Annotated in this window: 26 protein-coding genes and 1 pseudogene; 15 read left to right on the top strand and 12 right to left on the bottom strand. The window is 68.6% G+C overall.

The genetic code is table 11. The features are described from left to right. Positions 1 to 12 precede the first annotated feature (12 nt). Positions 13 to 771, top strand: coding sequence for a (d)CMP kinase (gene cmk, locus NFL01S_RS15675; protein WP_062975977.1), 759 nt, complete (start codon positions 13 to 15; stop codon positions 769 to 771). Beyond that, positions 768 to 2,195: a ribosome biogenesis GTPase Der gene (der, locus tag NFL01S_RS15670; RefSeq protein ID WP_062975777.1), complete on the top strand. Its 1,428-nt coding sequence runs from the start codon at positions 768 to 770 to the stop codon at positions 2,193 to 2,195. Before cmk ends, der begins: the two co-directional genes overlap by 4 nt. 727 nt (positions 2,196 to 2,922) lie before the next feature. On the opposite strand, the gene NFL01S_RS35470 is transcribed toward der, so the two are convergent. After that, a complete protein-coding gene (locus NFL01S_RS35470) occupies positions 2,923 to 3,288 on the bottom strand; it encodes a hypothetical protein (RefSeq protein WP_157116553.1) in 366 nt (121 codons plus the stop codon). A gap of 89 nt (positions 3,289 to 3,377) precedes the next feature. Here NFL01S_RS35470 and NFL01S_RS15660 point away from each other — a divergent pair, with 89 nt between their 5' ends. The 5 genes from NFL01S_RS15660 to mbp1 all read left to right on the top strand — a co-directional run bounded on the left by NFL01S_RS15660 (position 3,378) and on the right by mbp1 (position 7,260). Continuing rightward, positions 3,378 to 4,307 (top strand): alpha/beta hydrolase fold domain-containing protein, encoded by a 930-nt coding sequence (locus tag NFL01S_RS15660; RefSeq protein ID WP_063915951.1) that lies wholly within the window; start codon positions 3,378 to 3,380, stop codon positions 4,305 to 4,307. A 126-nt stretch (positions 4,308 to 4,433) separates the two neighbouring features. Continuing rightward, a complete protein-coding gene (locus NFL01S_RS15655) occupies positions 4,434 to 5,804 on the top strand; it encodes a hypothetical protein (RefSeq protein ID WP_062975770.1) in 1,371 nt (456 codons plus the stop codon). A gap of 80 nt (positions 5,805 to 5,884) precedes the next feature. Next, positions 5,885 to 6,403, top strand: coding sequence for a DnaJ family domain-containing protein (locus NFL01S_RS15650; protein ID WP_062975975.1), 519 nt, complete (start codon positions 5,885 to 5,887; stop codon positions 6,401 to 6,403). 44 nt (positions 6,404 to 6,447) lie between these two features. Beyond that, positions 6,448 to 6,873 (top strand): nuclear transport factor 2 family protein, encoded by a 426-nt coding sequence (locus tag NFL01S_RS15645; RefSeq protein WP_062975973.1) that lies wholly within the window; start codon positions 6,448 to 6,450, stop codon positions 6,871 to 6,873. Positions 6,874 to 6,981: 108 nt separating this feature from the next. After that, the gene (gene mbp1, locus NFL01S_RS15640; RefSeq protein WP_062975971.1) at positions 6,982 to 7,260 is read left to right on the top strand and encodes a microaggregate-binding protein 1; all 279 of its coding nucleotides are present in this window, start codon (positions 6,982 to 6,984) and stop codon (positions 7,258 to 7,260) included. A 411-nt stretch (positions 7,261 to 7,671) separates the two neighbouring features. On the opposite strand, the gene NFL01S_RS15635 is transcribed toward mbp1, so the two are convergent. From NFL01S_RS15635 to NFL01S_RS15600, 8 genes and pseudogenes are all read right to left on the bottom strand, one after another. Next, on the bottom strand, positions 7,672 to 8,427 hold the full coding sequence (locus NFL01S_RS15635) for a metallophosphoesterase family protein (RefSeq protein WP_062975768.1): 756 nt from the start codon (positions 8,425 to 8,427) through the stop codon (positions 7,672 to 7,674). 47 nt (positions 8,428 to 8,474) lie between these two features. Next, the gene (locus NFL01S_RS37630; RefSeq protein ID WP_062975766.1) at positions 8,475 to 8,753 is read right to left on the bottom strand and encodes a BON domain-containing protein; all 279 of its coding nucleotides are present in this window, start codon (positions 8,751 to 8,753) and stop codon (positions 8,475 to 8,477) included. Next, positions 8,754 to 9,338 (bottom strand): nucleotidyltransferase family protein, encoded by a 585-nt coding sequence (locus NFL01S_RS15625; RefSeq protein WP_062975763.1) that lies wholly within the window; start codon positions 9,336 to 9,338, stop codon positions 8,754 to 8,756. It lies immediately after the preceding gene. Positions 9,339 to 9,468: 130 nt separating this feature from the next. Then, positions 9,469 to 9,684, bottom strand: a pseudogene (locus tag NFL01S_RS15620) (DUF6480 family protein); the annotation flags it as partial. A 181-nt stretch (positions 9,685 to 9,865) separates the two neighbouring features. Next, positions 9,866 to 10,327, bottom strand: a complete 462-nt coding sequence (locus NFL01S_RS37625; RefSeq protein WP_371851827.1) for a CDGSH iron-sulfur domain-containing protein — start codon at positions 10,325 to 10,327, stop codon at positions 9,866 to 9,868. Next, complete coding sequence (locus NFL01S_RS15610) at positions 10,308 to 10,958, bottom strand: HemK2/MTQ2 family protein methyltransferase (RefSeq protein WP_174555689.1); 651 nt, start codon at positions 10,956 to 10,958, stop codon at positions 10,308 to 10,310. Before NFL01S_RS15610 ends, NFL01S_RS37625 begins: the two co-directional genes overlap by 20 nt. A gap of 5 nt (positions 10,959 to 10,963) precedes the next feature. Then, entirely contained in the window at positions 10,964 to 11,974 is a 1,011-nt protein-coding gene (locus NFL01S_RS15605; RefSeq protein ID WP_062975967.1) for an iron-containing redox enzyme family protein, read from the bottom strand. A gap of 50 nt (positions 11,975 to 12,024) precedes the next feature. Further along, positions 12,025 to 12,633: a flavodoxin family protein gene (locus NFL01S_RS15600; protein ID WP_062975759.1), complete on the bottom strand. Its 609-nt coding sequence runs from the start codon at positions 12,631 to 12,633 to the stop codon at positions 12,025 to 12,027. 292 nt (positions 12,634 to 12,925) lie between these two features. Here NFL01S_RS15600 and NFL01S_RS15595 point away from each other — a divergent pair, with 292 nt between their 5' ends. The 3 genes from NFL01S_RS15595 (at position 12,926) to NFL01S_RS15585 (ending at position 15,107) form a co-directional block, all read left to right on the top strand. Beyond that, the gene (locus tag NFL01S_RS15595) at positions 12,926 to 13,333 is read left to right on the top strand and encodes an STAS domain-containing protein (RefSeq protein ID WP_063915964.1); all 408 of its coding nucleotides are present in this window, start codon (positions 12,926 to 12,928) and stop codon (positions 13,331 to 13,333) included. Positions 13,334 to 13,846: 513 nt separating this feature from the next. Next, positions 13,847 to 14,302: an ATP-binding protein gene (locus NFL01S_RS15590; protein ID WP_245670710.1), complete on the top strand. Its 456-nt coding sequence runs from the start codon at positions 13,847 to 13,849 to the stop codon at positions 14,300 to 14,302. After that, on the top strand, positions 14,292 to 15,107 hold the full coding sequence (locus NFL01S_RS15585) for a SigB/SigF/SigG family RNA polymerase sigma factor (protein WP_062975756.1): 816 nt from the start codon (positions 14,292 to 14,294) through the stop codon (positions 15,105 to 15,107). The genes NFL01S_RS15590 and NFL01S_RS15585 overlap by 11 nt, the downstream gene beginning before the upstream one ends. 58 nt (positions 15,108 to 15,165) lie before the next feature. On the opposite strand, the gene NFL01S_RS15580 is transcribed toward NFL01S_RS15585, so the two are convergent. Both NFL01S_RS15580 and NFL01S_RS15575 read right to left on the bottom strand, forming a co-directional pair. Beyond that, positions 15,166 to 15,696 carry a mycothiol transferase gene (locus NFL01S_RS15580; RefSeq protein WP_062975754.1) on the bottom strand — a complete coding sequence of 177 codons (531 nt, stop codon included), beginning with the start codon at positions 15,694 to 15,696 and terminating at the stop codon, positions 15,166 to 15,168. A 125-nt stretch (positions 15,697 to 15,821) separates the two neighbouring features. Further along, a complete protein-coding gene (locus NFL01S_RS15575; RefSeq protein ID WP_210744793.1) occupies positions 15,822 to 16,436 on the bottom strand; it encodes a TetR/AcrR family transcriptional regulator in 615 nt (204 codons plus the stop codon). A gap of 147 nt (positions 16,437 to 16,583) precedes the next feature. On the opposite strand from NFL01S_RS15575, the gene NFL01S_RS15570 reads away from it, so the two are divergent. Together NFL01S_RS15570 and NFL01S_RS15565 are read left to right on the top strand one after the other, a co-directional pair. Further along, a complete protein-coding gene (locus NFL01S_RS15570; protein WP_084492703.1) occupies positions 16,584 to 18,809 on the top strand; it encodes an MMPL family transporter in 2,226 nt (741 codons plus the stop codon). A gap of 112 nt (positions 18,810 to 18,921) precedes the next feature. Next, positions 18,922 to 19,401, top strand: coding sequence for a nuclear transport factor 2 family protein (locus NFL01S_RS15565; protein WP_062975961.1), 480 nt, complete (start codon positions 18,922 to 18,924; stop codon positions 19,399 to 19,401). A gap of 3 nt (positions 19,402 to 19,404) precedes the next feature. On the opposite strand, the gene NFL01S_RS15560 is transcribed toward NFL01S_RS15565, so the two are convergent. Continuing rightward, on the bottom strand, positions 19,405 to 20,445 hold the full coding sequence (locus NFL01S_RS15560; protein WP_062975752.1) for an NAD(P)-dependent alcohol dehydrogenase: 1,041 nt from the start codon (positions 20,443 to 20,445) through the stop codon (positions 19,405 to 19,407). A gap of 172 nt (positions 20,446 to 20,617) precedes the next feature. Here NFL01S_RS15560 and NFL01S_RS15555 point away from each other — a divergent pair, with 172 nt between their 5' ends. From NFL01S_RS15555 to NFL01S_RS15545, 3 genes are read left to right on the top strand one after another with little or no spacing between them, the layout of a single operon-like run. Beyond that, a complete protein-coding gene (locus NFL01S_RS15555; protein WP_062975750.1) occupies positions 20,618 to 21,949 on the top strand; it encodes a flavin-containing monooxygenase in 1,332 nt (443 codons plus the stop codon). Next, positions 21,949 to 22,608 (top strand): TetR/AcrR family transcriptional regulator, encoded by a 660-nt coding sequence (locus NFL01S_RS15550; RefSeq protein ID WP_062975748.1) that lies wholly within the window; start codon positions 21,949 to 21,951, stop codon positions 22,606 to 22,608. The genes NFL01S_RS15555 and NFL01S_RS15550 overlap by 1 nt, the downstream gene beginning before the upstream one ends. After that, positions 22,586 to 23,581 carry an alpha/beta hydrolase gene (locus NFL01S_RS15545; RefSeq protein WP_062975746.1) on the top strand — a complete coding sequence of 332 codons (996 nt, stop codon included), beginning with the start codon at positions 22,586 to 22,588 and terminating at the stop codon, positions 23,579 to 23,581. Before NFL01S_RS15550 ends, NFL01S_RS15545 begins: the two co-directional genes overlap by 23 nt. The last annotated feature ends 52 nt before the right edge of the window (positions 23,582 to 23,633 follow it).

Below are 23,633 nucleotides of genomic sequence, written 5' to 3'. Positions count from 1 at the left end.
GAGGTGTTCGGTATGGAAGCTCCGGTCGGGGTCGTCACGGATCCGGCGGGCGACCGGTCGCTGGTGGTCGCGATGGACGGGCCCTCGGGCACCGGTAAGTCCAGCGTTTCGCGGCGGCTGGCGACCCGGCTGTCGGCTCGTTACCTCGATACCGGCGCCATGTACCGGGTCGCGACCCTGCAGGTGCTGCGCGCCGGGATCGACCCGGCCGATTCCGCCGCGGTGATCGCGGCGGTCACCGATATGCCGTTGCGGATCGGTACCGATCCGGAGAGCGAACTGATCGAACTCGACGGTGACGATGTGCGCGCGGAGATCCGCGGCCCGGAGGTCACCGCCGCGGTATCGGCGGTATCGGCGGTACCGGAGGTCCGTGAACAACTGGTGGCGTTGCAGCGCGAGATCGCCGTGAGCGCGGGGCGCGTCGTCGTCGAAGGCCGGGATATCGGCACCACCGTGCTGCCCGACGCCGATGCCAAGATCTATCTGACCGCCTCCGCACAGGCGCGGGCGCACCGGCGCAATCAGCAGAACATCGCCGAGGGCCGCGGGGACGACTATGCCGGCGTCCTCGCCGATGTCGAACGCCGTGACCGTCTGGACTCGACCCGGGCGGTATCGCCACTGCGGCGCGCCGAGGACGCGGTGCAGGTCGACACCAGCGAACTGACCATGGACGAAACGATCGACGAGCTGTACCGGGAAGTCGCCCGGCAGCTGGACCGGTCACACGAGCGGTCGGCGCTACGCCGCCGGGGCGCGGCCGGATGAGCGGGGAGACGATGAGCGATGTACTCGCCGGCGACGGCGTATGGAACGACGAAACCGAGTGGGAGATCACCGATCTGGCCGGTGACCCGGAGGTCGCCGACCAGGCGCCGATGCCCACCCTGGCCGTGGTCGGCCGCCCGAATGTCGGGAAATCGACGCTGGTCAACCGGATCCTGGGACGCCGCGAAGCGGTGGTCGAGGATGTGCCCGGCGTAACCCGCGACCGTGTCTCCTACGAGGCGAGCTGGGCGGGGCGCCGGTTCTGGGTGCAGGACACGGGCGGCTGGGAACCGGACGCCAAAGGGCTGCAGCAGTCTGTTGCCCGGCAGGCCGAACTCGCCATGAACACCGCCGACGCGATCCTGCTCGTGGTGGACGCCGTGGTCGGGGCCACCGCCGGTGACGAGGCCGCGGTGAAGGCGCTGCGGCGCGCGAAAACGCCGGTGATCCTGGTCGCGAACAAGGTCGACGATCAGCGGGTCGAGGCCGATGCGTCCGCGCTGTGGTCGCTCGGGCTGGGCGAACCGCGGATGGTGTCGGCGGCGCACGGGCGCGGGACCGGCGATCTGCTCGACGATGTGCTCGAAGTACTGCCGGAGACCCCGCGTGAGGGTACCGGCGGCACCGGCGGGCCACGCCGGGTGGCGCTGGTCGGAAAACCGAACGTCGGTAAATCCAGCCTGCTGAACAAGCTCGCCGGCAACGAACGGTCGGTGGTGCACGATATCGCCGGCACCACCGTCGACCCGGTGGACTCACTGGTCGAACTGGGTGGCAAGGTGTGGCGGTTCGTCGATACCGCCGGTCTGCGCCGCAAGGTCGCCAATGCCAGCGGTACCGAGTTCTACGCGTCGCTGCGCACCAAATCGGCGCTGGAGGCCTCGGAGGTCGCGATCATGCTGATCGACGCTTCCCAGCCGATCACCGAACAGGATCTGCGGGTGATCAGCCTGGTCGCCGATTCCGGGCGGGCGCTGGTGCTGGCGTTCAACAAATGGGATCTGGTGGACGAGGACCGCCGCCTGCAACTCGACCGTGAGGTGGACCGAGATCTGAACCGCGTGCCGTGGGCGCAGCGGGTGAACATCTCCGCGCACACCGGTCGAGCGGTTCAGAAACTGGTGCCGGCCATGGAGACCGCGCTGGAATCCTGGGACAAACGGATCCCGACCGGCCGGTTGAACAACTGGCTGAAGGAAGTGATCGCCGCGACCCCGCCGCCCATGCGCGGTGGCCGCCTGCCGCGCGTGCTGTTCGCCACCCAGGCGACCACCCGCCCACCGACCTTCGTCCTGTTCACCACCGGCTTTCTGGAGGCCGGCTACCGCCGGTTCCTGGAACGGCGGCTGCGCGAAGAATTCGGGTTCGACGGGTCTCCGGTGCGTATCTCGGTGCGAGTCCGGGAGAAGCGCCCAAGGAAGTGAGCTCGTCCGTGCTGCAGCGTCTGCAGCACGGATAGCGGGCCTCTCGTGTGCAGTGTGGTGGTGTCCCCTCGGCGTACGACCTCGAGGGGACATACGCATGCCCTGCCGCTGCCCACGCTGGGCGTGGTGCTTCTGCGGGACATAGACGGCCCGGCGCGGCGCTCGAGCCGGACCCGTCGGGACTGTCCGTCACCGAATGCGGCCACATATCGGAGCCGCCCCGGGTTCACGCGTGCCGCGATGCTCGATCCGAGCTCACGGTGTCGCCGCGGCACCACTGTTCAGCAGCGGCGCACAGGGGTCAGCCGCAACCGCTGGGAACATCCGGCCCGGTTGCCGCGGTGGCGCCCTGCGCGCCACGGTGCCGTGGCCGGAAGCGTCGATTCGGCGGGGGCCTTCGAATGCTTCGGGATCGCAGGCCACCGAGTGCCTTGCCCGGAACGACGTTGTCCCTGGGCACATTGATCCGGCGTGGCGCGGCAACCCGAATGTCCCGGTGGATTCGGCGCGGCTGCCGGGCACTTCGGCAGAGTGGACCGGCCGGCGGATGTCTCGTGGAGTTCGGTGCGGTCACCGGTCGTGGCCGGTCCGTTCAGTGCTCACCGGGGCGCGCACGGCGATCGGCTCGCCCGCGCGACTCAGGACGGACACAGGCCGAAATCCGGCCCGTTCTCCGGGTCGGTGCTGCCCCGGTCGTCGGTCCGGGTGCCGCGCGGTCAGGTGCGGCTCATCGGTGGCGGGCCGGCAGTGCCTCGGCGGTTGTGAGGTGGTGGCGGATCGGCCCGTTGCGCGAGGTACGTAGTTCGGCGCGAGTGCGGGGCCGCGGTTTCGGTTCACGGCCGCAGCCGCGGGGTTCGTGGCCGTCGTAGCGCAGTCCGGTGGCAAGGACGGCGGCCACCACCGACCACCCCGCGCTGTCGTGCCGTCGCGGGGCAGCGAAATCATGGCCGGCGTCGCGCATTTCGGTCGAGCACCGGGGGCAACGGGGCGGACCCGCGCCGTGACCGGACATGGGAACCCATCGCTTCTGCGAGACCCGGCACGGCGGGCATACGTAGTGGGTGCGGTCGCGGTGGTCCCTGTTGTCGCACATCGTGTGACGGTAGCGTGGCCGCAGAGCGGGCCGCACCACGATATGGTCCGGCCGTCCGGGGAGCGCTGTGCGCGGAGCGAGGAGAGCTGATGGTCGGTCGTCGTAGCCGGGTGGTGTCGGTGTATCTGCGGCTGACCCGTAAGCGCGGGATGGACACTGCCGAGAAGGCGCGGGCGGCGATGGCCGGGAATCCGGGAGATCACGTGCCGCCGCGGGGATTACGGCGGCGTTACTCGATCGCCTGCCGTACCGTCGGCGGTTTTCCGAGCTACACGGTGGTGCCGCCGGGCCGGGAATCCGGCACCGTGGTGATCTACCTGCACGGTGGCAGTTTCTTCCGGGAAATCAGCTGGTGGCATTGGCGGTTCATCGGACGGCTGGCCGCGGCGGGACATCGGGTGGAGGTACCCATCTACCCGCTGGCTCCGCGCCACACCTACCGGGCCGCGCACCCGTACCTGACCGCGGTCTACCGGGATGTGCTCGGCGAATTCGATCCCACGCGTGTGGTGATCGCCGGGGATTCGGCTGGTGGGACCCTCGCACTCACGCTGGCCCAGTCCCTGCCGGAGACCGGACTGGCCGCGCCGGCGCGGCTGATCCTGCTCTCACCGTGCCTGGATCTGCGGTTGTCGAACCCGGAGATCGACCGGGTCGAAGGCGTGGATCCGTGGTTGGCGCGCCCGGCCCTGCTGGAGGCCGGGCGGGTCTGGGCCGGCGGGGATGATCTCGGTCTCCCCGGTTTGAGCCCGATCAACGGCCCGCTGGACGGGTTACCGCCGACCGATATCTACATGGGCACCCACGACATCCTGCACCCCGATGCGCGGCTGTTCGCCGAACGTGCCGGCTCGGCAGTGCGTCTCACCGAGGTGACCGGTGCTTTCCACGTCTATCCGCTCGTACCGGTCCCGGAGGCCGGGCCCGCGGTGCGGGCGATCCTGGCCGCCGTGGCGCGCTGTGACGGGCGTTCGGCGGCGTCGGAGCCGGAACCGCGACCCCGCCACGGGAACTCGTGAACGCCCTGTGAACGACCAGGGAAATCGGCTGTTTCGACCGTGACGGTGCATCGCGCGGCAAAGGGCGGTACCGTACCCCGGCGTGACTACTTGTCTGCCATCGAATCACCCGAGGCGGGAGCCGTAATGACTGTCGAGCCGCCGATCGAGGACGATGTCACGCAACTGGCCCAACGCGTCGAACACGCCCGCAACCGACTGGCCTACCAGTTCGATCCCGCGCTCACCGAGGCGCTGTCGGAATCGGAGCTGCACGCCGAACGTGAACTCGCCGAGCGTATCCGCGAGCAGGAGCGCGGACAACGCTGGAAGGAGATCCAGGCCGTCGCCGCGGCGAACGACCGGGCCAGACAGACCACCGAGCAGATCGAGAAGGCGGATATGCGCGACCTCTTGCTCGCCCGTAAAGCCATCGCCGCGCAGCGCCGGGAATCCAGCCCGCACGCCAAACTGGCCTCGCTGTACCGGCATCGGTCCTGGTCGTTGCGCGCACTGGCCGGTGTGGTCGCTGCGGGCATGTTGTGGTCGGCGGTCAACGTCCAGCAGAACATCGCCCCCACCGGCCCCAGTGACCCCCTGTTCTGGTTCAGTTACCTGCTGGAGGGGATGATCAGCGTTTGCCTGATCATCATCATGATCGGCACCAACAAGGTGGCCGAATGGGGTGTGGTCAACAACCGGAAGCAGACCGCGGCCGCGGAGGTCGCACTGCTGGCCCTGACCGTCGGGCTCAACACCTACCCGTATCTGCAGGTGGGTAACTGGTACGAAGTCGGCGTGCACGCCGTCGCGCCGGTGATGATCGGTGTCGCGCTGCTCATCCACGATGCGGCCAGCGCCCGATACGGTATGGCGATTCTGCGAGCCACCGAACAGGTCCGGGGGCTGCCCGATCCGGCCGCGCAGATCCGCAACAGCCTGCCGCGCGTCAGCATGAAACTGGAACCCAATGCGGGTGACGCGCGGGCACTGCCGACCGGCGATACCGCCGCGGCGCAACCGGCGGCGCTCGAATCCGGTGCGAGGAATGCCGGTGCCGGGTCGGCTTTTCGCGCGGAGGGCAAGTCCGGTGATGCCGCGAAGAAGCGGGCGGGCGATCTCGCCGACGTGACCTCCGGCCTGATCGGGCGTACGAGTTCGCTGCTGGACGAGATGGCCACGAATTCGCCGCTGTTCGACGAGCCCACGGTCAAGAACGCCGAGGTCACCGACAAACTGCCGATCAGCAATTCGGCGAGCGCCGCCGTCAAGAAACTCGGCCAGGCCAAACAGGCCGGTGCGGCGGGTAACGGCGCGGGCGACTCGAGTGCCAAGGGCAAACTGTCCGGTGACAAGGAGACCGACGAGTTCCTCGAGGTCGTACGGTCCTCCGACGGCTACGACACCGGTCAGTTCCGGGTGGCCGACATCCTGGAGCAGGAACTCGCCGAACTCCAGGCCGAACGGCGCAAGGCCCGGTCCGGGCGGGCCCGCAGCGGCTCCACCAACGGGGCGTGATCGCCGCTCACCGTCTCCCGTTGCGGGGTGTCGCGGCCTGGGGCGCCGCGCTACCGTGAGGGTGACGGTGAGGAGGCATGATGTCGGAGCGCAAACCGGCGGGAGTCGACTTCGAATCCTGGGTCGACCGTAAGATCCGCGAGGCCACCGAGCGCGGTGAATTCCGGAACCTCCCCGGCGCCGGGAAACCGCTACCCGGTGCGGGAAGCCGATACCACGACGAAAATGCCTGGTTGCGGGATTACCTCCGACGAGAGGGGGTGAGCGGGGACGTGGCCCTGCCCCCGTCGCTGCAGCTGCGCCGCGAGGTCGAGCGGTTGCCGGAAACGGTGCGTGAGCTCGCGACCGAGGAGCAGGTGCGGGCCACCGTCGCCGCGCTCAACCGGCGGATCGTGGACTGGTTGCGAGTGCCGACCGGGCCGCAGGTGCCGGTCGCTCCGGCCGACGTCGAAGAAGTGGTCGCCGGCTGGCGGGCGGCGGCCGGAACCGCAGGTGGGAAGACCGTTACGCCACCGCCCGCGCGGGCACCGCAGCTTCACCGGGCGAGCGCGGCGGTCCCGCGGCGCCCGTGGTGGCGCCGGATCCGCCGGAACAGCTGAGTCGATCGCACCCGGTGCGCCGCCCGGTGCGGTTGTATGGGGGGATGGATTCACGCACGCTCGCCGACCGGATCGAGATCAGCGATCTGCTCACCCGTTACGCCACCGCCGTCGACGACAAGGATTGGCCGCTGTACCGCTCGGTGTTCACCCCCGACGCACAGATCGACTACAGCACGGCCGGCGGGCCCACCGGGGATGTGGACACGGTCGTCGCCGGGCTCACCGAACAGCTGGCGCTGTTCTCCCGGACCCAGCATTTCATCTCCAATATCGCGGTGGAACTGGACGGTGACACCGCGAAGGTCCGCGCCATGTTCTTCAACCCCATGATCGTCTCGCCGGGTAAGCAGTTCACCTGTGGCGGCTGGTACAACCACGATCTGGTGCGTACTCCGGACGGCTGGCGCAGCGCCCGGCTGGTCGAGGAAGCGGCCTGGTTCGACGGGCTGGAGGCCGCCTTCACCTGATCGGTGAGCAGGCGCACTCGATCGGGCGGTCATCGCCGGATTGAAGGCTCCGGGGCCGGGTACGCGGCCGATATCCGACCGAGCAACCGAGATTCGGAGGTGGATATCGTGGCCGAGCACAAGAGCGCACGCGAGGGCATCGAAGGTGCCGTCGAGGGCGCGAAGGGCAAGGTCAAGGAGGCCGCAGGAGCGGTTCTCGACAATGATTCCTTGCGCACCGAGGGCAAGGCACAACAGGACAAGGGCGAATCGCAGCGCGCTGCCGCCGAGAAGGAGAACGAGGCGCAGCAGCAACGTCTCGAAGCCGCCGATGCCGAACAACGGCAGCGGGCCCAGCAGGATCCGGGCCACGGGCAGACGGTGGCGCCGACGCCGCGCGACGTCTGATCCGGATAGGGTCCGGCGGCATTGCTGGACCCGAGTGGACTACGGCGACCTCACAGAGGTCGCCGTAGTCGCGCGGGGTGGTTTCCGAGGGCACCCGCCGCCTGCCGGTCGTGGGTCGTGAGTGGGCTCCGGTCCGCGTCCTCGCCCCGAGGCATCTACCGGTCGCGGCGCGGCGCGCGCCCGGGCGTGATTCGCGAGCTCTGGACATCAGCTGGCCGATCACGCCGCATCTGAGCCGATTCGGTGGAATCGCCCGGTGGTTCCTCGGGTCTTCTCGCCGCGCGCCGGTGTCCTAGCCCGAACGTGGCCCTTTCGCGGGTCCTGGCCGACGGCGCGCCGCTGTGTCCCTTCCTGCAGATCGGACGAGAGTGGATGCGACCGCCGCCTGCTCGGGCAACCGGGCGGACGCCGTCAACCGGATACGGCCGTCCGGTCGCGGGCTGCCGTGCTCTCCGCGCCGGACTGTAGTTCGTAGACGGCGAATGCTTTACCGATCACCGGCTGGGCGACATTGCGCACCCGGATACCACCCGGCGTGCTGCCACGCTCGGTTCCGGCGTGGGCGTGGCCGTGTACGGCCAGATCGGCGCCGTGGGTGTCGATGGGTTCCCCCAGGAGGTACGAGCCCAGGAACGGGTAGATCTCGCGCGGCTCCCCGTGCAGGGTGTCGCTGACGGGGGAGTAGTGCGTGAGCACCACCGTGATATCGGTATCGAGTTCGGCCAGCGCGGTATCCAGTGCCGTCGCCAGCTCGATGGTGTGGCCCGCGAATTCGCGCATCAGTCGTTCCCCGAACACACTCGCGCATTTGCCGGCGAAACCGCCACCGAAGCCTTTGGTGCCGGCGATACCGAGGCTTGTGCCGTCGATATCGAGTGTGGTGGCGGCGCCCTCGAGCACAGTGATTCCGCAGGACTCCAGGAGGCCGGTCATTTCGGCCGCGGCATCGCTGTGATGATCGTGGTTGCCCAGCACAGCCACGACCGGGATCCCGACGTCGGCGAATTCACGCGCCACGACTTCCCCCTCGGCCGGTGTCCCGTGCTTGGTCAGATCGCCGGCCAGCAGCAGCACATCGGCCAGCGCCGGTAGTTCGCGCAGTGCGGGCCGCAACAGTCCGCGTGAATCGGTTCCCAGATGGACGTCTCCGACGGCGGCGATCCGCATCGGCCCTCTCCCTTCTGTCCGGCGCCGGGCGCCTGGCTCGCTCGACATCAAGTGCCGAGTTCTTCGCTGCCGCCCGGCCGGGCTGCCGCGGTGACGTGCACATCGTTGTGAATCGGCAGGTCCGGAGCGATATCGTGCACCACGTTCTCGAGCATCAGCCGCCGCTGTGCGGTACTCACCTCGCCGTCGAGGACGACGACATCGCCGCGGATCCGGACCTGAACCCCCTGTTCGGCCGTGCGCGGATCCTCGGCCAGCGCCCGATGGAGCTCGGCGGCCAGATACTCCGGTGGCCGTTGGCGGGAGGAGTGCGGATTACCGGACATCTACTGCGCCTTTCCGGAAGTGTGCGGGGGTGCGGTCGTATCGGCGATACCGAGATCGTCGATCAATCCGAGGAATGCTTTCGCGTACGGCGAATGCTCGGTCTGGGCGCGCACCGCGGGCCAGTTCACCTGTTCACGCAGATCGCGCGAGATCCGCAGCAGCGGGCTGAGGTCGAGCCGGTGTGCGTCGAAGACGAGCAGCTTGTCGACCAGAAGATCGGTGGCGTCGACCACGGGCGCCACGGCGGGGCCCACCCGCATGACCTCGGCCCGGCCCAGGAGTGCCTCGTCGACTTCCCGGTTGTTGGGCCGGTGGATGATATCGATCAGGGTGTCTCCGTCGTAGGCTTTCGTCAGCCAATCCTCGGCCGCATCCGCCAGCCGCAGCCCGGCGCGTGCCAGTTCGCTGCGCGCCCGGGCGGTGTCCTCGGGTTTGACGAACAGATCGACATCGTGGTCGGAGGGCGGTCCGCCCCGCGCATATACGGCGCAACCACCCGCCACGGCGAACGGTATGCCCTCTTGTTTCAGGGCATTCACGGCCCGGGTCAAAGCGTGCAGCAACTGCTCCTCCGTCGGCACCATATCGGGCGGCTACCCGGGCAGCGCTGTGCTAATCAGCCGGCAATCGGCCGGTCACCGGCTGATTGCGCGGGCCCTGCCGCCGACGGCACCGGCCCACCGGCCCACCGGCCCGGCGGCAGCCCAGCGACGCGATCAGCACGAGTGCCACCACCGCGAACACCGCAACGAGAGCGATCACAGCGATCACCGCGGCGACCCCGGTCGGCGGGAAACGGTGGCTGGTCCGCGGTTCGGGCGCCGAAAGCCCCGAAGTCTGTGCGGTATCCGGCGGGGTGGAACCCGCGGGTACCCCGCCACCGGGTTCCAGGTCGGGAGTCGCGGCCGGATCTGGGTCCATCGAACTCATGAGCGCATCCCCACTTTCGGTTGTCGCCGGGCACGCCGGCGGGGTCGGGTCGCCGCCCGCCCGGTCCGCGGACAACCACCGGTGTGAGGGCCGGGTGAGGCGGCGGCGAGGATCGTTCGTCGCACCACGCGGGGCGCGTACCCGTTACCTCGCCGCCCAATCGGGTGACGGCGGGAAAGCATCAGCGGTCGCAGCGGCGATGCCGGCGGTGGCTCGTATCGCACAGTGGATACGCTCGCGACCGTTTGCACAGGCAGATCGCAACGAGAAAACGGTCCGCGCGGATCACCGCGCCGTCTGCGGTCACCAGTTCCACCGGGCCGTCGACCAGTGCGGGCCCGTCCTCGGTGAAAACGATCCGGGTCGGTTCGGCTGCTGTCGTGGGCGCCGTGCCGGCGTCGGTCTCCGCTCGTGCGGGATTCGCCTCGGGCCGGGCAGCCGTGCCTCGCGACCGTGGGCTGTCGGCTCTCGCAGGCGTATCGGCAGGCGCGCCGGCGTCGGTAGCCGTCGTGACCGGACCGATCCGGCACTCGGCCGGACGGGAAGAAAGCGCCCGGGCGTCGGCCGCCGCCGGGGGAGCGGGGCGGGCGTGGACCGCCGGCCCTGTGGGGCCGGCCGGTTTCTCATCGTGTTCGGTCGGCACGGATCACCACCAATTCCTCGTGCTGCTGCCCGGGCCGGATCAGGCCGTGGTCGCGGAGCCAGCCGCTGCGGCGAGCCAATACCGGGCCGAACGGGATCACCGTCCGCGCGACCACGGTTGCTTTCAGGCCGCCGCTGCGGAGCTGGCGCAGGCTGGTCGCAGTCCCTGAGAGAGCCGAATGGACCATCAACGCGGTGCCACCCGCGGTCAGTAGGCGCGGCATCATCGCGCACAGTGGGTCGAGCAGCGACCGACCGTGCCGACCGGCATCCCAGGCGCGAGCCGACCGGCCGGCAGGCCGCGGTTCCTCGCTGGGCACATACGGCGGGTTGGCGACGATGACATCGAATGTCCGGTCCGCGACCACCTCGGTGACATCCCCGCACAACAGCTCCAAGCGCACCCCGTGCAGTCGGCTGTTCAGCCAGGCCGAGGTCACCGCGGCGCGCGACAGGTCCACCGCGGTCACCGCCGCCGCTCCTGTCCGGGCGGCGTGGATCGCCAGCGCACCGGTCCCGGTGCAGGCGTCGAGAACCCTGGCGCCGGCCGGGAGCGCCGCTTCGGTCATCGCTTGGGCCAGCAGCCAGGTATCGGGTTGCGGCCGGTACACCCCTGGCGCACGAACCAGCATCGGGCTCACCCGGCCTCGGGGCGCAGCGAACTGTCCCCTACCCGCCAGCAGCCCAGCATGGCCTCGGTGCAGCGGGTTTCGAGCAGTTCGGTGGCCTGGATACCGAAGACCACCGATTCGGCGAGCTCGGGTTCGCGGGCGAGTAGATCGGCGAGTACATCGCGCCGGACGACCTGTTCGTGCACGGCGTCCGCGGTGACGTGTTCTGCGTAGAACCGCACGCAGTCCGCGTGCGCCGAGAACCGCTGCAGTGCCTCGACCATGACCCGGGAGGCCGGGGAGGAGCTGATCTCCACGGCCGCGAAATGGCCCACCAGGGCACCACGCAAGGACCGGTGCAGCCCGAACAGTGACATCATGTCGACCAGCGTCAGCATAGGAGCCGGTACGACGTCGAGATAGTGCAGATAACTGTCGGCCAGGCCGGCGCCGCGCAGGAGGTCGGCGTAGAGGCGGGCATGGATGCGGTCGCCGTGTCCGCCGCCGAATTCGTCGAACTCGACCGCCACCAGTGCGGCCTTGGCGCGGCCACGTAGCCGCGGGATCACCCAGGCGACCGGATCGGCTTCCTTGTGGTGGTAGATCGAGCGCTGGACGAAATACTCCCGCGCCTGTTCCCACGTACCCTCGTCGCGCAGCCAGGCCGGTGTGCCACCGGCTGCGGGCGCGGTGAGCAGCCGCTCCAATTCGGCAGCCACATCGTGGCCGCCGGGGACTTCGGCGCGTAGCGCGTCGGAGAACCGGCGTTCCAGGTCCCGTCGCAACCCCAGCAGGCCACTGTCCCACTCCCACTCCGGGTCGACCTCGCGGAATCCCTGATAGTGCAGTTCGTAGCAGGTGTGCAGGGCCAGTTGGAGATCGTCGCCGAAGGGATCGATGGCCGTCGGAGCCTGGGGTACGGGACTGCCGGGCTCGGCCGGCAGCAACGCCACCAGGTCGGCGGACAGCGGCCCTCGCGGCACGGGCAGGGGGATTCCCCGGGCGAGGCTCCCTGGGGCGGCGAGTGTTTCGACCATGGATTCACCTTTCGTGGCGACGATGTCGCCGTCCGTGCGCACCGCGGTGGTCAACCGGCGGGATACTGCGTGGTCTGCAACAGCCGGGCCAGATGGGCGGCGTTGCGCGCCGCCGTGGAATTCGTCGACGCGACGGCGTCGGGTGTGCGCTCGAGGTCCAGGTAATCCACTCCGCTCATCGCCTCACCGTTCCAGTAGGTCGCGCCCTGGGCGGGGACGGTGAAACCGATATCGTTGAGCCCCTGGAAGACGTCGGCGACGATCTTGTGTGCACCGTCTTCATTGCCCACAACGGCCGCGACCGCGACCTTGCCGAACATCGCGGGGCGCCCCGCCTCGTCGGTTTCGGAGAGTTCCGCGTCGAGCCGCTCCAATGCCCGCTGTGCCACCGAGGACATGTGCCCCAGCCAGGTGGGGGTGCAGAACAGCAGGATATCGGCGGCCGCGACCCGGGCGCGGATATCCGGCCACTGGTCGCCGTCGCCCTCGTCGGCACTCACCCCCGGCCGGATATCGTGGTCGACCACCCGGATCACCTCGCCGCTCACCTCGTGTGCGGTGAGTTCGTCGAGCAGTTGCCGGGCGATCCGGTCGCTACTGGATTCGGCCGGTGATTTCTTCAGTGTGCACACCAGCGCGACTGCGCTCAGAGAAGCCATCGTGGTATGAACCTCCGCTCCTGCCGTACTGCCAGAGCCGGGGCCGGCTCCCGTTGCCCCCGCAATAGCCGCCCCGGCGCGAGGTAAACGTCTCCCGTCACGACCGTGACCGCGCCCGGTGTACAGAGTCAACGACTCGTGCCAGAATGAGATCGCGGTTGAAACACACAGCCGAACCCGGTGCGGCATATGTCGGCAGTCGGGCTCCCTGGATGGGCGCTCCGCTCGTCCGGTCGCTGGTCCCGACCGGGTATGCCAACCGGAAATCCCCAACGCAATGGACGGGATTCGTATGTTGGTAACCACCGCCCTGCACCAGATCGAGCATCACCGGGGAAACGATCCGCGCACCGCAGCCGCCGGCCGCATGTGGTCGCGCCGCAGTACCGAATATCCCGACTGCCTGATCGCCCGGGTCGAGGGTGAACTCGACGCGGTCGGACTCGACGACTTCCGTGTGCTGCTGGGGCGCTGTCGGCACGACGGCTGCCGGGTGGTCGTGCTGGATCTGCGGGCCACGACGTTTCTGTGTATCCGTGCCGCATCGGCGCTGTCCGGCGCGAAGAGCGACGCCTGGCGCCACGGAGTCGAATTACGGCTGGTCAGCGGTCGTCACGATATCGAGCGGGCGCTCCAGATCACGGGCGCGCGCCACCAGTTCCGCTATTTCCCGACACTGCATGCGGCGCTGACAGGCTGACACCGGGATACCGACCACCGCCGGAGGGGCCGGCGGTGGTCGGTACATGTGGTGAGGTGCCCGCCCGGGAGCAGTGGGGGCAACACGAGCGGATCCGTAGGCGTGACCGCAGGGCCCGATCGGCGCTCGGAGGGATTCCCGCAGCGCGTGGGTGCCGTTCGTTGCTGGTTCGCCGGGCCACGGTGGGGGATGACAGGGAGGGGGTCGCGCCGATGACTACCTGCCCGCTGGCGCCGGATGCCGGGACCGAGCCGTATTCCCGCGCGCAGTTACTACTGCCCGAAGCGCGCACGTCATACCGGTGCTACGCACCCGATCGACCAGAGAGCGCCGATGCGCACGAGCGCATGGATCGGGGATCCGAGGCGGGCTCGCGGTTTCGGCACCCTGATGCGGGGTACCAGCGCATGTGACAATCAGGCCGAGACAGACAGCCGAGGCGTCGCCGCAGGGTCAATGCCACTGTGGCCCCGGCAGGCGCCGCCGGCCCTCGGGTGGGGCCGCAGGAACGAGGTGGTGGTGCGCATGGTGGACAGCGTCTCCGACTCTGTGGAAACGACTTCACGGGATACGACGACCGTCGGCGTGCGGGTACCGGCGGAGCACGAGCAGTTGGTGATGCTGCGCGCGCTGGCCGAGACGGTGGCGCTGATAGCCGATTTCGGTCTGGACGAAGTCACCGATATCCGGTTGGCCCTCGACGAGGTGGCCACGTCGTTGATTGCGGGCGCCGTTGCCGAGTCGACACTGAGCTGCGACTTCGATTATGACGAGCACCGGATGACTGTGCGCGTAACCTCGACTGCGACGACCGAATCGCTCCTCGATCAGGAAGGGTTCGGCTGGCATATAGTGCGGACCCTCACGCGTGGGGTCGGCGTCGTGCAGCATCCCTACGATGTGGCGAGGGGTGGATACCCGACCGATGTCGAATTCAGCTGGTACCGAGGGGGCGCCGATGGCGCATGAGGCACCGCGCATCGATCCGGGGCCCTCACGCCGCCATCGTGGCACCGACAGCTACGACGATATCGAGCCGTTGTTCGGCGAAATGGCCGCCGCGCCCGAGAATTCGGCGCAGCGGGCGGCGCTGCGCGCGGAAATACTCGACCGGTGTCTTCCGCTGGCCGAACATATCGCCCGGAAGTTCTCCGGTCGCGGCGAGGCCTATGACGATCTGCTGCAGGTGGCCCGGCTGGGCCTGCTGAACGCCGTCGAGCGGTTCGATGTCGCCCGGGGTTCGTCGTTCTTGTCGTTCGCCGTCCCGACGATCATGGGCGAGGTGCGCCGTCATTTCCGCGACAACACCTGGTCGGTGCGAGTGCCCCGGCGGGTCAAGGAGATCCAGCTGAGCCTGGGCCCCACGATCGAGATCCTGTCTCAGCGGCTGGGCCGGGTGCCGCGGGCCCGGGAGATCGCCGACGAACTCGAGATCGATCTGGTGGAGGTGACCCAGGCGTTGATCGCGGGTAATGCCTACCAGACCTCCTCGCTGGACGCACCTGCCGGGGAGGACGGCGAATCCGCCGCGCCGGCGTTGGTCGATTCCTTGGGGTGCGACGAAGCGTCGTATGGCTGGCTGGAGGATTATCTGGCGGTCGAACCGTTGCTGGGCGAGCTTTCCGATCGGGAACGCCAGGTGCTGCGGATGCGTTTCTTCGAATCCAAAACGCAGTCCCAGATCGCCGAGCGGCTCGGTGTCTCGCAGATGCATATCTCCCGGATACTGTCGCGGACCCTGGGGTGGTTGCGGGAGGAAGCCCTACGCGATTGACCCGCCGCCGATGTGCCGGCGGCGGGTCCATCGCGTACCGATGGTGGGTGCGGCGGTCTCAGTGCCGTACTTCCGCGGAATTCGTGGTGCGGGCATGTACACCGCGCAGGTAGGCGGCCTGCCCCGCGTGCTGCAGGTCGTCGGCGATCACGCTGATCAGCCGCACGCCCATGGTCACCGGCGGGTTCCAGGTTTCGTCCACGATTTCGTCGAGGCCGGTGTCGGCGAGGGTGCCGACGAATCGGAGGGTGTGGGCGTGGACGGCGTCGTAGTAGCCGGTGAGCAGCTCCGCCGGGGCCTGGATCCTGGAGACATCGGCGGGGGTGTCCCCGTATCCAGTGGCCGCGCGGTCGATGGGTAGGTCGAAACGTTCGAACCAGCCGCGCCCGGTCCAGAACGATTCGCCGCCGGTCAGTTCTGCCAGGTGTTCGTCCTGGACCCGGGTGAGATGCCAGATCAGCCAGGCGATCGAATTGGCTTCCGGATCGGGGCGGTAGTTCAGGGCCTCGTCGTCGAGCCCGTCGACCGCCTCGTGCACGACCTCGCGGATCCGTTCGAAGGCATCAGTGAGCATATCGGCGCTGTTCATGGGTTCTCCGTCGCTCGGTACGGGAGCGGCGCTCCGCTGCGACGGGCCGCTCCCACGGTCGGCTCTGCTTTCGTTTCCGAAAGCAATACCACCGCCCGCCGCGGGCAAACCGGGGCGACGCCGTATCAGTCGGATTCCAGTTCGGCGAGATAGCCGCGCAGGGCGCGTTTGGTCTCGGCGACCAGGGCGACCCGGTCCTGCCCGCTCGCGGCCACGATGGCTCCCGTCATCGCCCGTACGATCTGTACCGCGACGAGCCCGCTGCGGGCTCGGTCGGCGGCGGAGAGCTGCGGTGCCCGGATTGCGATCACGGAATCCACCCGGCCGAGCAGCGCCTCTTGTAACGGCCGGGTGCCCTCGGCGAGCCCGGCGGGCATATCGGTGTCGGCGAACAGCGCCTTCGCGCCGGGATGGGCCACGTTGAAGGCCACGAGGGGGTCGATCACGGCGTCGACCAGTTCGTCCAGGCCGATATCGGCGAGGTCGCTTCGTTCGAACGCCGACGCGTGCGCGGCGCGGAAGGACTCCACCAGACGTACCGACAGGGCCTCGGCGATCGCCTCCTTGTTCGGGAAGAACTGGTACAGCGAGCCGGGGGAGATGCCCGCGCGCGCCGCGATGGCATTGGTGGACACCGCTCGGTAACCCAGTTCGCCGAAGAGTTCCAACGCGGCGTCGAGGATCTGCGCCATACGCTGTTTGCCCCGTTCCTGGCGGCGAACGGATCGGGTGTCGGCCACGGTTCCTCCATCGGCTGCGAACAAAGTCCACGGATGTTCCAGCATTGCGTCCCGGGAAGACCGTTGACAAATGCGAGTCACCGCTCGTATTCTGAATTTACGAGCGGTCGCTCGTAAATTCATGCTAGCGGAGATCGCGGAGTTCTCATGTCCCCATTGAGTTGGTTGGGCGCGCTGCTCGCTGCTCGACCCAGGCCGGTGCTGGTGGCCGGAATCCTGCTCACCCTCCTTTCGGGGGTGATCGGGGCCGGTGCGATGGGGGAGATGATCCTCAACCGCTGGGAGGCACCGGGTACCGAATCGGTGCGCGCCCACGAGGTACTGCAGCGCGACTTCCACACCGGCAACGCAAATTTCATCCTGCTCGTCACCGCGGCCGGCGGGTCGGTCGATTCGGCCGAGGTCGCGGCCGCCGGCGCCGCCCTGACCACGGAACTCCGTGCCGACCGGGCCGTTACCGACGCCTGGTCGTACTGGTCGGCGCACGGTGATCCCACGCTGCGCAGCGCCGACAGCCGGCACGCGGTGGTGCTCGCTCATGTCTCCGGCGACGCGACGACGGCGCGGGCGCAGATCATCGACCGGCTGCTGCCCGAGTTCACCCGTGCCGATGCCACGGTGCAGGTTCGAGTCGCGGGCGCGGAGGCGGTATCCGGCCAGATCAGCGCCCAGGCCACGCAGGATTTCCTGCGCGCCGAGCTGATCATCATCCCGCTGATGCTGCTGTTGTTACTCATGCTGTACCGGCGGCTGCGGTTGGCGCTGTACACGCTGACGGTCGGTCTGTTCGCAGTCTTCGCCACGCTGGCGGCGCTGCGGGTGGTCGCCTCCTTCACCGAGGTATCGACGTTCGCCGCCAACATCACCCTGGTGATGGGGATCGGCCTGGGAGTCGACTACAGTCTTTTCGTCATCTCCCGGTTCCAAGAGGAACTGCGGTCCGGCGCGGCGGTACCGCTCGCGGTCCGCACCGCCGTGGCGACCGCGGGCCGGACGGTGATCTTCAGCGGTATCACCGTGGCCGCGGCGCTGTCGGTGCTGCTGGTCTTCCCCTATTCGTTCCTGCGCTCTTTCGCCTACGCCGGGGTGCTCGTCGTGGCGACGGCGGTGGCCGGGGCGCTGGTCCTGCTCCCCGCGGCGCTGGCCGTCACCGGCCATGCGGCGCTGCCGCGCCGCGCCGGGCCGGTGACCCATACCGAACAGGGTTTCTGGTACCGGTTCGGTGATGTGGTGATGCGGAATCCGGTGCGTTCCGCGACCGCCGCGATCCTGTTGCTGGCCGTACTCGCCGCGCCGGCCGCCGGGTTGCGGATCGGCCTCCCCGACGACCGCGTCCTGCCACCGAGCGCCTCCACCCGGCAGACCTACGACGACCTGCGGGCCACCTTCGACGTCGAGGCCAACGATGCCGTGCATTTCGTGGCGCCCGGCGGACGGGCGGTACCGCCGGAGGCCGTCGGACGGTACGCGGCGGCGCTGTCCCGGGTGGGCGGCGTGGCTCGGGTGAACTCGACCGCGGGGGTGTTCGTCGGCGGTGTGCTCGCCGGACCGGCGCCGGATCCCGGCCGGCTGGTCAGCGATACCGGTACCCGGCTGGAGGTCATCCCGACCCGGCGGATACTGGCCGGCACCGAGGTTCCCGCCTTCGTCGGTGAACTGCGGGCGGTCCCGCGGCCCTTCGACGAGGTCTTGGTGGGCGGCTATCCGGCCGAGCTCACCGATTTCCGGGCCGTGCTCACCGAGCGGATTCCGGCGGTCGCCGCACTGATCGCGGTGGTGACCTTTGCGGTGCTGCTGGCCATGTCGGGCAGTGTGGTGCTCGCCGCGAAGGCGATCGTGCTGAACCTGCTCAGCCTGGCGGTGATGTTCGGTGTCCTGGTCTTCGTTTTCCAGAACGGTGCTTTCGCCGGGGTATTGGGATTCACGCCGATCGGCACGCTCGACCCGGCCTTCCCGATTCTGCTGTTCTGTGTCGCCTACGGATTGTCCATGGATTACGAGGTCTTTCTGCTGTCCCGGATCATCGAGCGCTACCGGGCCACCGGGGACAATCGCCGGGCGGTATTGGAAGGGTTGCAGCGCGGGGCGCCGCTCGTCACCGCGGCCGCGCTGGTGCTGGCTGTCTCCTTCTCGCTCTACGCCACCGGTCAGGTGATGTATCTGCAGATGCTCGGCGTGGGGATCGCGATCGCAATCGTGGTGGATGCGACCGTCCTCCGGGCGGTACTGGTGCCCGCATTCATGCGTCTGGCGGGGGCGGCGAACTGGTGGACCCCACGCGGTTTGCGGCGCTGGGCGGTCCTGCCGAACGGGCGGGAAACCCCGGCCGGCGGCCCGGGAAGTGCCGATGATCGCCCATCGGTGGCGGGCTGAGAGGGGATCCGATTCCGAGCATACGGGTGGCGCCGAATGCCCGGTCGGCGCCATCGCCGAAAAAGTGGAACGTGTTCTTGTTGTGGGCGATCGTTCGTGCCAAGGTGACCTCATGGATCTGCAGGCACTCGAACAAATCCGCACCCTCAAGTATCGGTACTTCCGGACTCTGGACCTGAAACAGTGGGACGATTTCGCCGCCACCCTGGACCCGGAGATCAAGGCCCGCTACGGCACGCATGTGATGGGCTCCGAACTCGTCTTCGACACCCGCGAGGCGGTGGTCGAGTTCATGCGCAAGAACACCGGGCCGAGCATCGTGACCACCCATGTCGCCAACCATCCGGAGATCGTCGTCGACGGTGATACCGCGACCGGGAGCTGGCTGTTCGAGGATACGGTGATCGCCACCGAGTTCAATGTCCTGATTCGGGGCTCCGGCTACTACACCGACCGATATCGCAAAGGCGAGGACGGTATCTGGCGGATCGCCGCGACGTCCTATGTCCGGATCTACGAATCGTCGCAATCGCTGGCCGACACACCCAGCCACACTCTGATCAGCAATATGTGGGCATCGGCCGAAAAGTAGGTCTCACGGTACGAGGACCGCGCGTCCGCGGATACGCCCCTGTTCCAGCAGTGCGTAGGCGTGGGCGCCGTCCTCCAGCGGGAACTGCTGTGTGCGGACCTCGATACTGCCTGCCCGGGCGAGTGCGACGCTGTCGATGAGATCGCGTTTGGTGCCGCCGTAGGATTTGCGGACGGTCGCGCCCCACGGCAGTCCGGGCCCGCCCGCGGGACCGGCGGTGATGCCGGGATCCCCGTCGCCCAGGCCGATCATCCGGTATGCGCCGTTCGGGGCGACGCTGCGCACCGAGAGCTGTGCGGTGGCGTCCACTCCGACGAAATCGAATACCGCCTCGGCGCCGCGTCCGCCGGTCAATTCCATGATCCGGTCGGCGGTATCGTCGCCGGCCGCGAGCACCTCATGCGCCCCACATTCGCCGGCCAGATCTCGTTTGCCGGGGTCGGTGTCCACTGCGACGATCCGGGTCGCGGTGAGGGCGCGCAGGATCTGGATGCCGACATGGCCCAGGCCGCCGGCTCCGATCACGACCGCGGTCGACCCGGGATACAGCTGATCGCGGGCGCCGCGGATGGCATGATAGCTGGTGAGGGCGGCATCGGCCAGCGGCGCGGCGGCCACGAAATCCATATCGCCGATGGGCACGAACGAACCTGCGGGGACGGCCACGTATTCGGCCATACCGCCGTCGGGGCCCAGACCGGGGCAGGGCGGCATGGCGACCCGGCCGGCCGTGCGGCATACGTTCTCGTTTCCGCTCGCGCATTCCGGACAGTTCCCGCACGACCAGCACAGATACACGATCCCGCGTTCCCCGGGCGTCCGCCCCTCGACCCGGTCGCCCAGCGCGGCGATCGTGCCCGCTATTTCGTGGCCGAGGATCAGGGGTTCGTCGCGGACCTTGAACGGCAGGTGCAGAACGTGCAGGTCGGAATGGCAGATTCCCGAGGCGCCGACCCGTATCAGCAGTTCACCCGGGCCGGGTTCGGGTGTCGGCACATCGCGTATCTCGAGTCGGCCGGGTTCGGTGAGTTGCAGTGCGCGCATGGGGTTTCCTTCGACTCCGGCCGTTATGACGTGACTCACAAAGTAAGCCCGGCAACCGTGGCTGACAAGGGTCGATTTTTCTTGACACGCGTCAAATGTGACCCTACGGTTCGGGTGACCGGCGTCACTGTCGGCTGGTCTCCGTCAGGGAGCGAAAAACGCAGGAGGGCCTATGCCGAACCCCACCGTCGCGGTCATCGGCGCCGGAATCAGCGGTTTGACCACCGGAAAGATGCTCGGCGATTACGGGATCGCCTATACCTGCTTCGAATCCTCGGACCGGATCGGCGGTAACTGGGCCTTCGGGAATCCGAACGGGCATTCCAGCGCGTACCGGTCGCTGCATATCGATACCTCGAAGTATCAGCTGTCGTTCCGGGACTATCCGATGCCGGATTCCTATCCCGATTTCCCGCACCACAGCCTGATCAAGGAGTACCTCGAGGGTTACGCGGCGGCCTTCGATCTGAAGCGGTCCATCGAATTCGGTAACGGTGTCCGGCACGCCCGCCCCGTCGGCGAGGGCTGGGAAATCACGACCGAGCGCGGCGAGAACCGGAAGTTCGACCTGCTGGTGGTCGCCAACGGCCATCACTGGGATCCCCGGTTCCCCGGCTTCCCGGGCGAATTCACCGGGCAGGCCATCCACTCCCACGCCTATATCGATCCGCGAACCCCGCTGGACCTCTACGGTAAGCGCATCCTGATCGTCGGCATCGGTAACAGCGCCGCCGATATCGCCGTCGAACTGTCCTCCCGGGCGATGGACAACGATGTCTGGCTGTCCACCCGGTCGAGCGCGTGGGTGGTACCGAAGTATTTCGCCGGTACCCCGGCGGACCGCTATTTCCGCACCGTTCCCTATGTTCCGCTGTCCTGGCAGCGCAAACTCGTGCAGACGTTCACGCCATATATATCGGGTGACCCCGTGAAATACGGACTGCCCGCACCGAACCACAAGTTCTTCGAGGCCCACCCCACCCAATCCGTGGAGTTGCCGCTGCGGCTGGGCTCCGGCGATGTGGTGGCCAAACCCGATGTGCGCCGGCTCGACGGTGACACCGTGCATTTCGCCGACGGGACGCACAAGGATTTCGACGTCATCATCTACTGCACCGGCTACAACATCACCTTCCCGTTCTTCGAGCCCGAATTCATCAGCGCACCGGACAACCGGATCGACCTGTACAAACGCATACTCAAACCCGGCGTGGACCGTCTCGCGTTCGTCGGTTTCGCGCAGCCGTTCCCCACCCTGTTCCCGTTCGTGGAATGCCAGGCCCGGCTGGTGGCCGCCTACGCGGCCGGGCACTACCGGCCGCCGCCGGAGGAGACGATGGTGCGGGTCATCGAGGAGGACCGGCAGCGCTTCACCGGGCATATCGTGGACCGCCCCCGGCATACCCAGCAGCTGGACTACTTCGTCTACGAACGTGATCTGCGGACCGCCGAGATGCCCGCCGGCCTGCGCCGGGCCCGCGCGCACGCCGGGCCGGCCCGCTGATGGTCCGCTCGCGTACCGACCGGCGCGGCCCCCCGCGCGGTGAACAACGCCGGGAGGCACTGCTGGTGGCGCTGGACGAACTGTTGCGCGATAACGGGGGTCGGCTCGAGGCCGTCGATATCGCCGAGATCTCCCGGCGTGCCGGGCTGACCCGCTCGGCCTTCTATTTCTATTTCGAGAACAAGGCCGCCGCCGTGGGTGCCGCCCTGGAAGATATCTACCAGGAAGTATTCGCGGTCAACGATATCCTCGTCGGCCCCGGGGAACCGGCGGATCGTATCGAACGCACGATCCGCGGGCTGGTGGATTTCTGGGACCGCCACCGGCATCTCTACAGCGCCGTCCTCGACGCACGCAGCGCCTCCGCGGCGGTACGTGAGCTCTGGGAATCCGAGCGTCAGGCCTTCATTCCCTCGATCGCAGCCATGATCGACGACGAACGCCGGGCGGGTCGTGCCCCCTCCGGTGGAGATGCGGCCACGCTCGCCGATGTTCTGCTCCTGCTCAACGAGCGCCTGCTCGAGCGCCTCACCCTGGGGGCCGAGCTCGACCGGGAACGCTATATCGAATCGGTGGTCACGGTCTGGCTGCGCTCGATCTACGCACCCGCCGAACCCACCACCTCGAGGAATCGTCATGACTGTGCACCACACCTCTGAGCCCGCTGCCGCGACCGGCCCCGCCGAACTGACCTTCCGCTCGGGCGCCGATATATGCCACGCTTGGCACTTCGCCGCCGGTTCGGCCGAACTCGCGGGCCCGGCCGGGCGACCGGTCGCGGTGATGGCGCACGGTTTCGGCGGGACGAAGGATTCCGGCCTCGAACCGTTCGCCCGCGCGTACGCCGCCGCCGGGATCGACGTCCTCGCCTTCGACTTCCGGTACTTCGGGGCCAGCGGCGGCGACCCCCGGCAGCGGGTCCGGATGGCCGATCAGCTCGCCGACTATCGGTCGGCGGTTGCCGCGGCCGCCGAACTCCCGGGGGTCGATGCGAGCCGGATCGTGCTGTGGGGTGTTTCGCTGTCCGGTGGCCATGTCTTCGCCGCGGCCGCGGCCGCCCGGGCCACTCCGGAGAAATCGGCCACCGCGCGGGCGGCGCTCGCCGCGGTCGTCTCGCTCACCCCGCTGGTCGACGGCCGCGCCGCGGCCGCGCTGGCCATCCGATCCGGCGGCGTCGCGGCAACACTGCGGGGTGCCGGCGCTGCCGTGCGCCGGCAGCTGGACGCGGTGACCGGCGGACCGGGCCTCATCCCACTTGTCGGCCGGCCCGGGGAGCCCGCGGCGCTGGCGCTGGAGGGCTGGTACGAGTCCTACCGCGCCCTGGCCGGACCCACCTGGCGTAACGAGATCGACGCGAGTGTGCTGCCGCAGCTCGCCGGCTACCGACCGGCCCGGGCAGCCGCCGGTTTGCAGCTACCGGTTCTGGTTCAAATCGCCGATTTCGACCGCGGCGCGCCCCCGTACGCCGCCGCGAAGGCCGCCTTCGCCGCCCGGGCAGAGGTCCGGCACTATCCCTGCGACCATTTCGGGGTCTGGCCGGGCAACCCGTTCTTCGAGCCCGCCGTCGATCATCAGCTGATGTTCCTGCGTCGGCACCTGGCGTCCGGCGTTCCGGATCCCGCTTCGACATAGGGGGCCGAGAGGTGTCCCGTCCGCTCCGCCCGCAGCCAGGGTGTTGCGCCGC

Source organism: Nocardia flavorosea NBRC 108225, assembly GCF_001613385.1.
Taxonomy (GTDB): Bacteria; Actinomycetota; Actinomycetes; order Mycobacteriales; family Mycobacteriaceae; genus Nocardia; species Nocardia flavorosea.
This window is presented reverse-complemented; position numbering and strand designations above follow the sequence as displayed.

Bases quoted from the DNA above. Each gene is read 5' to 3' on its own strand.
- NFL01S_RS15655 (WP_062975770.1), top strand. From the start codon at position 4,434: ATGACTGTCGAGCCGCCGATCGAGGACGATGTCACGCAACTGGCCCAA.
- NFL01S_RS15660 (WP_063915951.1), top strand. From the start codon at position 3,378: ATGGTCGGTCGTCGTAGCCGGGTGGTGTCGGTGTATCTGCGGCTGACC.
- NFL01S_RS15635 (WP_062975768.1), bottom strand. From the start codon at position 8,427: ATGCGGATCGCCGCCGTCGGAGACGTCCATCTGGGAACCGATTCACGC.
- NFL01S_RS15580 (WP_062975754.1), bottom strand. From the start codon at position 15,696: ATGAACAGCGCCGATATGCTCACTGATGCCTTCGAACGGATCCGCGAG.
- NFL01S_RS15560 (WP_062975752.1), bottom strand. From the start codon at position 20,445: ATGCGCGCACTGCAACTCACCGAACCCGGCCGACTCGAGATACGCGAT.
- NFL01S_RS15605 (WP_062975967.1), bottom strand. From the start codon at position 11,974: ATGGTCGAAACACTCGCCGCCCCAGGGAGCCTCGCCCGGGGAATCCCC.
- NFL01S_RS15645 (WP_062975973.1), top strand. From the start codon at position 6,448: ATGGATTCACGCACGCTCGCCGACCGGATCGAGATCAGCGATCTGCTC.
- NFL01S_RS15610 (WP_174555689.1), bottom strand. From the start codon at position 10,958: ATGCTGGTTCGTGCGCCAGGGGTGTACCGGCCGCAACCCGATACCTGG.
- NFL01S_RS15550 (WP_062975748.1), top strand. From the start codon at position 21,949: ATGGTCCGCTCGCGTACCGACCGGCGCGGCCCCCCGCGCGGTGAACAA.
- NFL01S_RS15600 (WP_062975759.1), bottom strand. From the start codon at position 12,633: ATGGCTTCTCTGAGCGCAGTCGCGCTGGTGTGCACACTGAAGAAATCA.
- NFL01S_RS15595 (WP_063915964.1), top strand. From the start codon at position 12,926: ATGTTGGTAACCACCGCCCTGCACCAGATCGAGCATCACCGGGGAAAC.
- NFL01S_RS15625 (WP_062975763.1), bottom strand. From the start codon at position 9,338: ATGGTGCCGACGGAGGAGCAGTTGCTGCACGCTTTGACCCGGGCCGTG.
- cmk (WP_062975977.1), top strand. From the start codon at position 13: ATGGAAGCTCCGGTCGGGGTCGTCACGGATCCGGCGGGCGACCGGTCG.
- NFL01S_RS15545 (WP_062975746.1), top strand. From the start codon at position 22,586: ATGACTGTGCACCACACCTCTGAGCCCGCTGCCGCGACCGGCCCCGCC.
- NFL01S_RS15570 (WP_084492703.1), top strand. From the start codon at position 16,584: ATGTCCCCATTGAGTTGGTTGGGCGCGCTGCTCGCTGCTCGACCCAGG.
- der (WP_062975777.1), top strand. From the start codon at position 768: ATGAGCGGGGAGACGATGAGCGATGTACTCGCCGGCGACGGCGTATGG.
- NFL01S_RS37630 (WP_062975766.1), bottom strand. From the start codon at position 8,753: ATGTCCGGTAATCCGCACTCCTCCCGCCAACGGCCACCGGAGTATCTG.
- NFL01S_RS15650 (WP_062975975.1), top strand. From the start codon at position 5,885: ATGTCGGAGCGCAAACCGGCGGGAGTCGACTTCGAATCCTGGGTCGAC.
- NFL01S_RS35470 (WP_157116553.1), bottom strand. From the start codon at position 3,288: ATGTGCGACAACAGGGACCACCGCGACCGCACCCACTACGTATGCCCG.
- NFL01S_RS15585 (WP_062975756.1), top strand. From the start codon at position 14,292: ATGGCGCATGAGGCACCGCGCATCGATCCGGGGCCCTCACGCCGCCAT.
- NFL01S_RS15565 (WP_062975961.1), top strand. From the start codon at position 18,922: ATGGATCTGCAGGCACTCGAACAAATCCGCACCCTCAAGTATCGGTAC.
- NFL01S_RS15555 (WP_062975750.1), top strand. From the start codon at position 20,618: ATGCCGAACCCCACCGTCGCGGTCATCGGCGCCGGAATCAGCGGTTTG.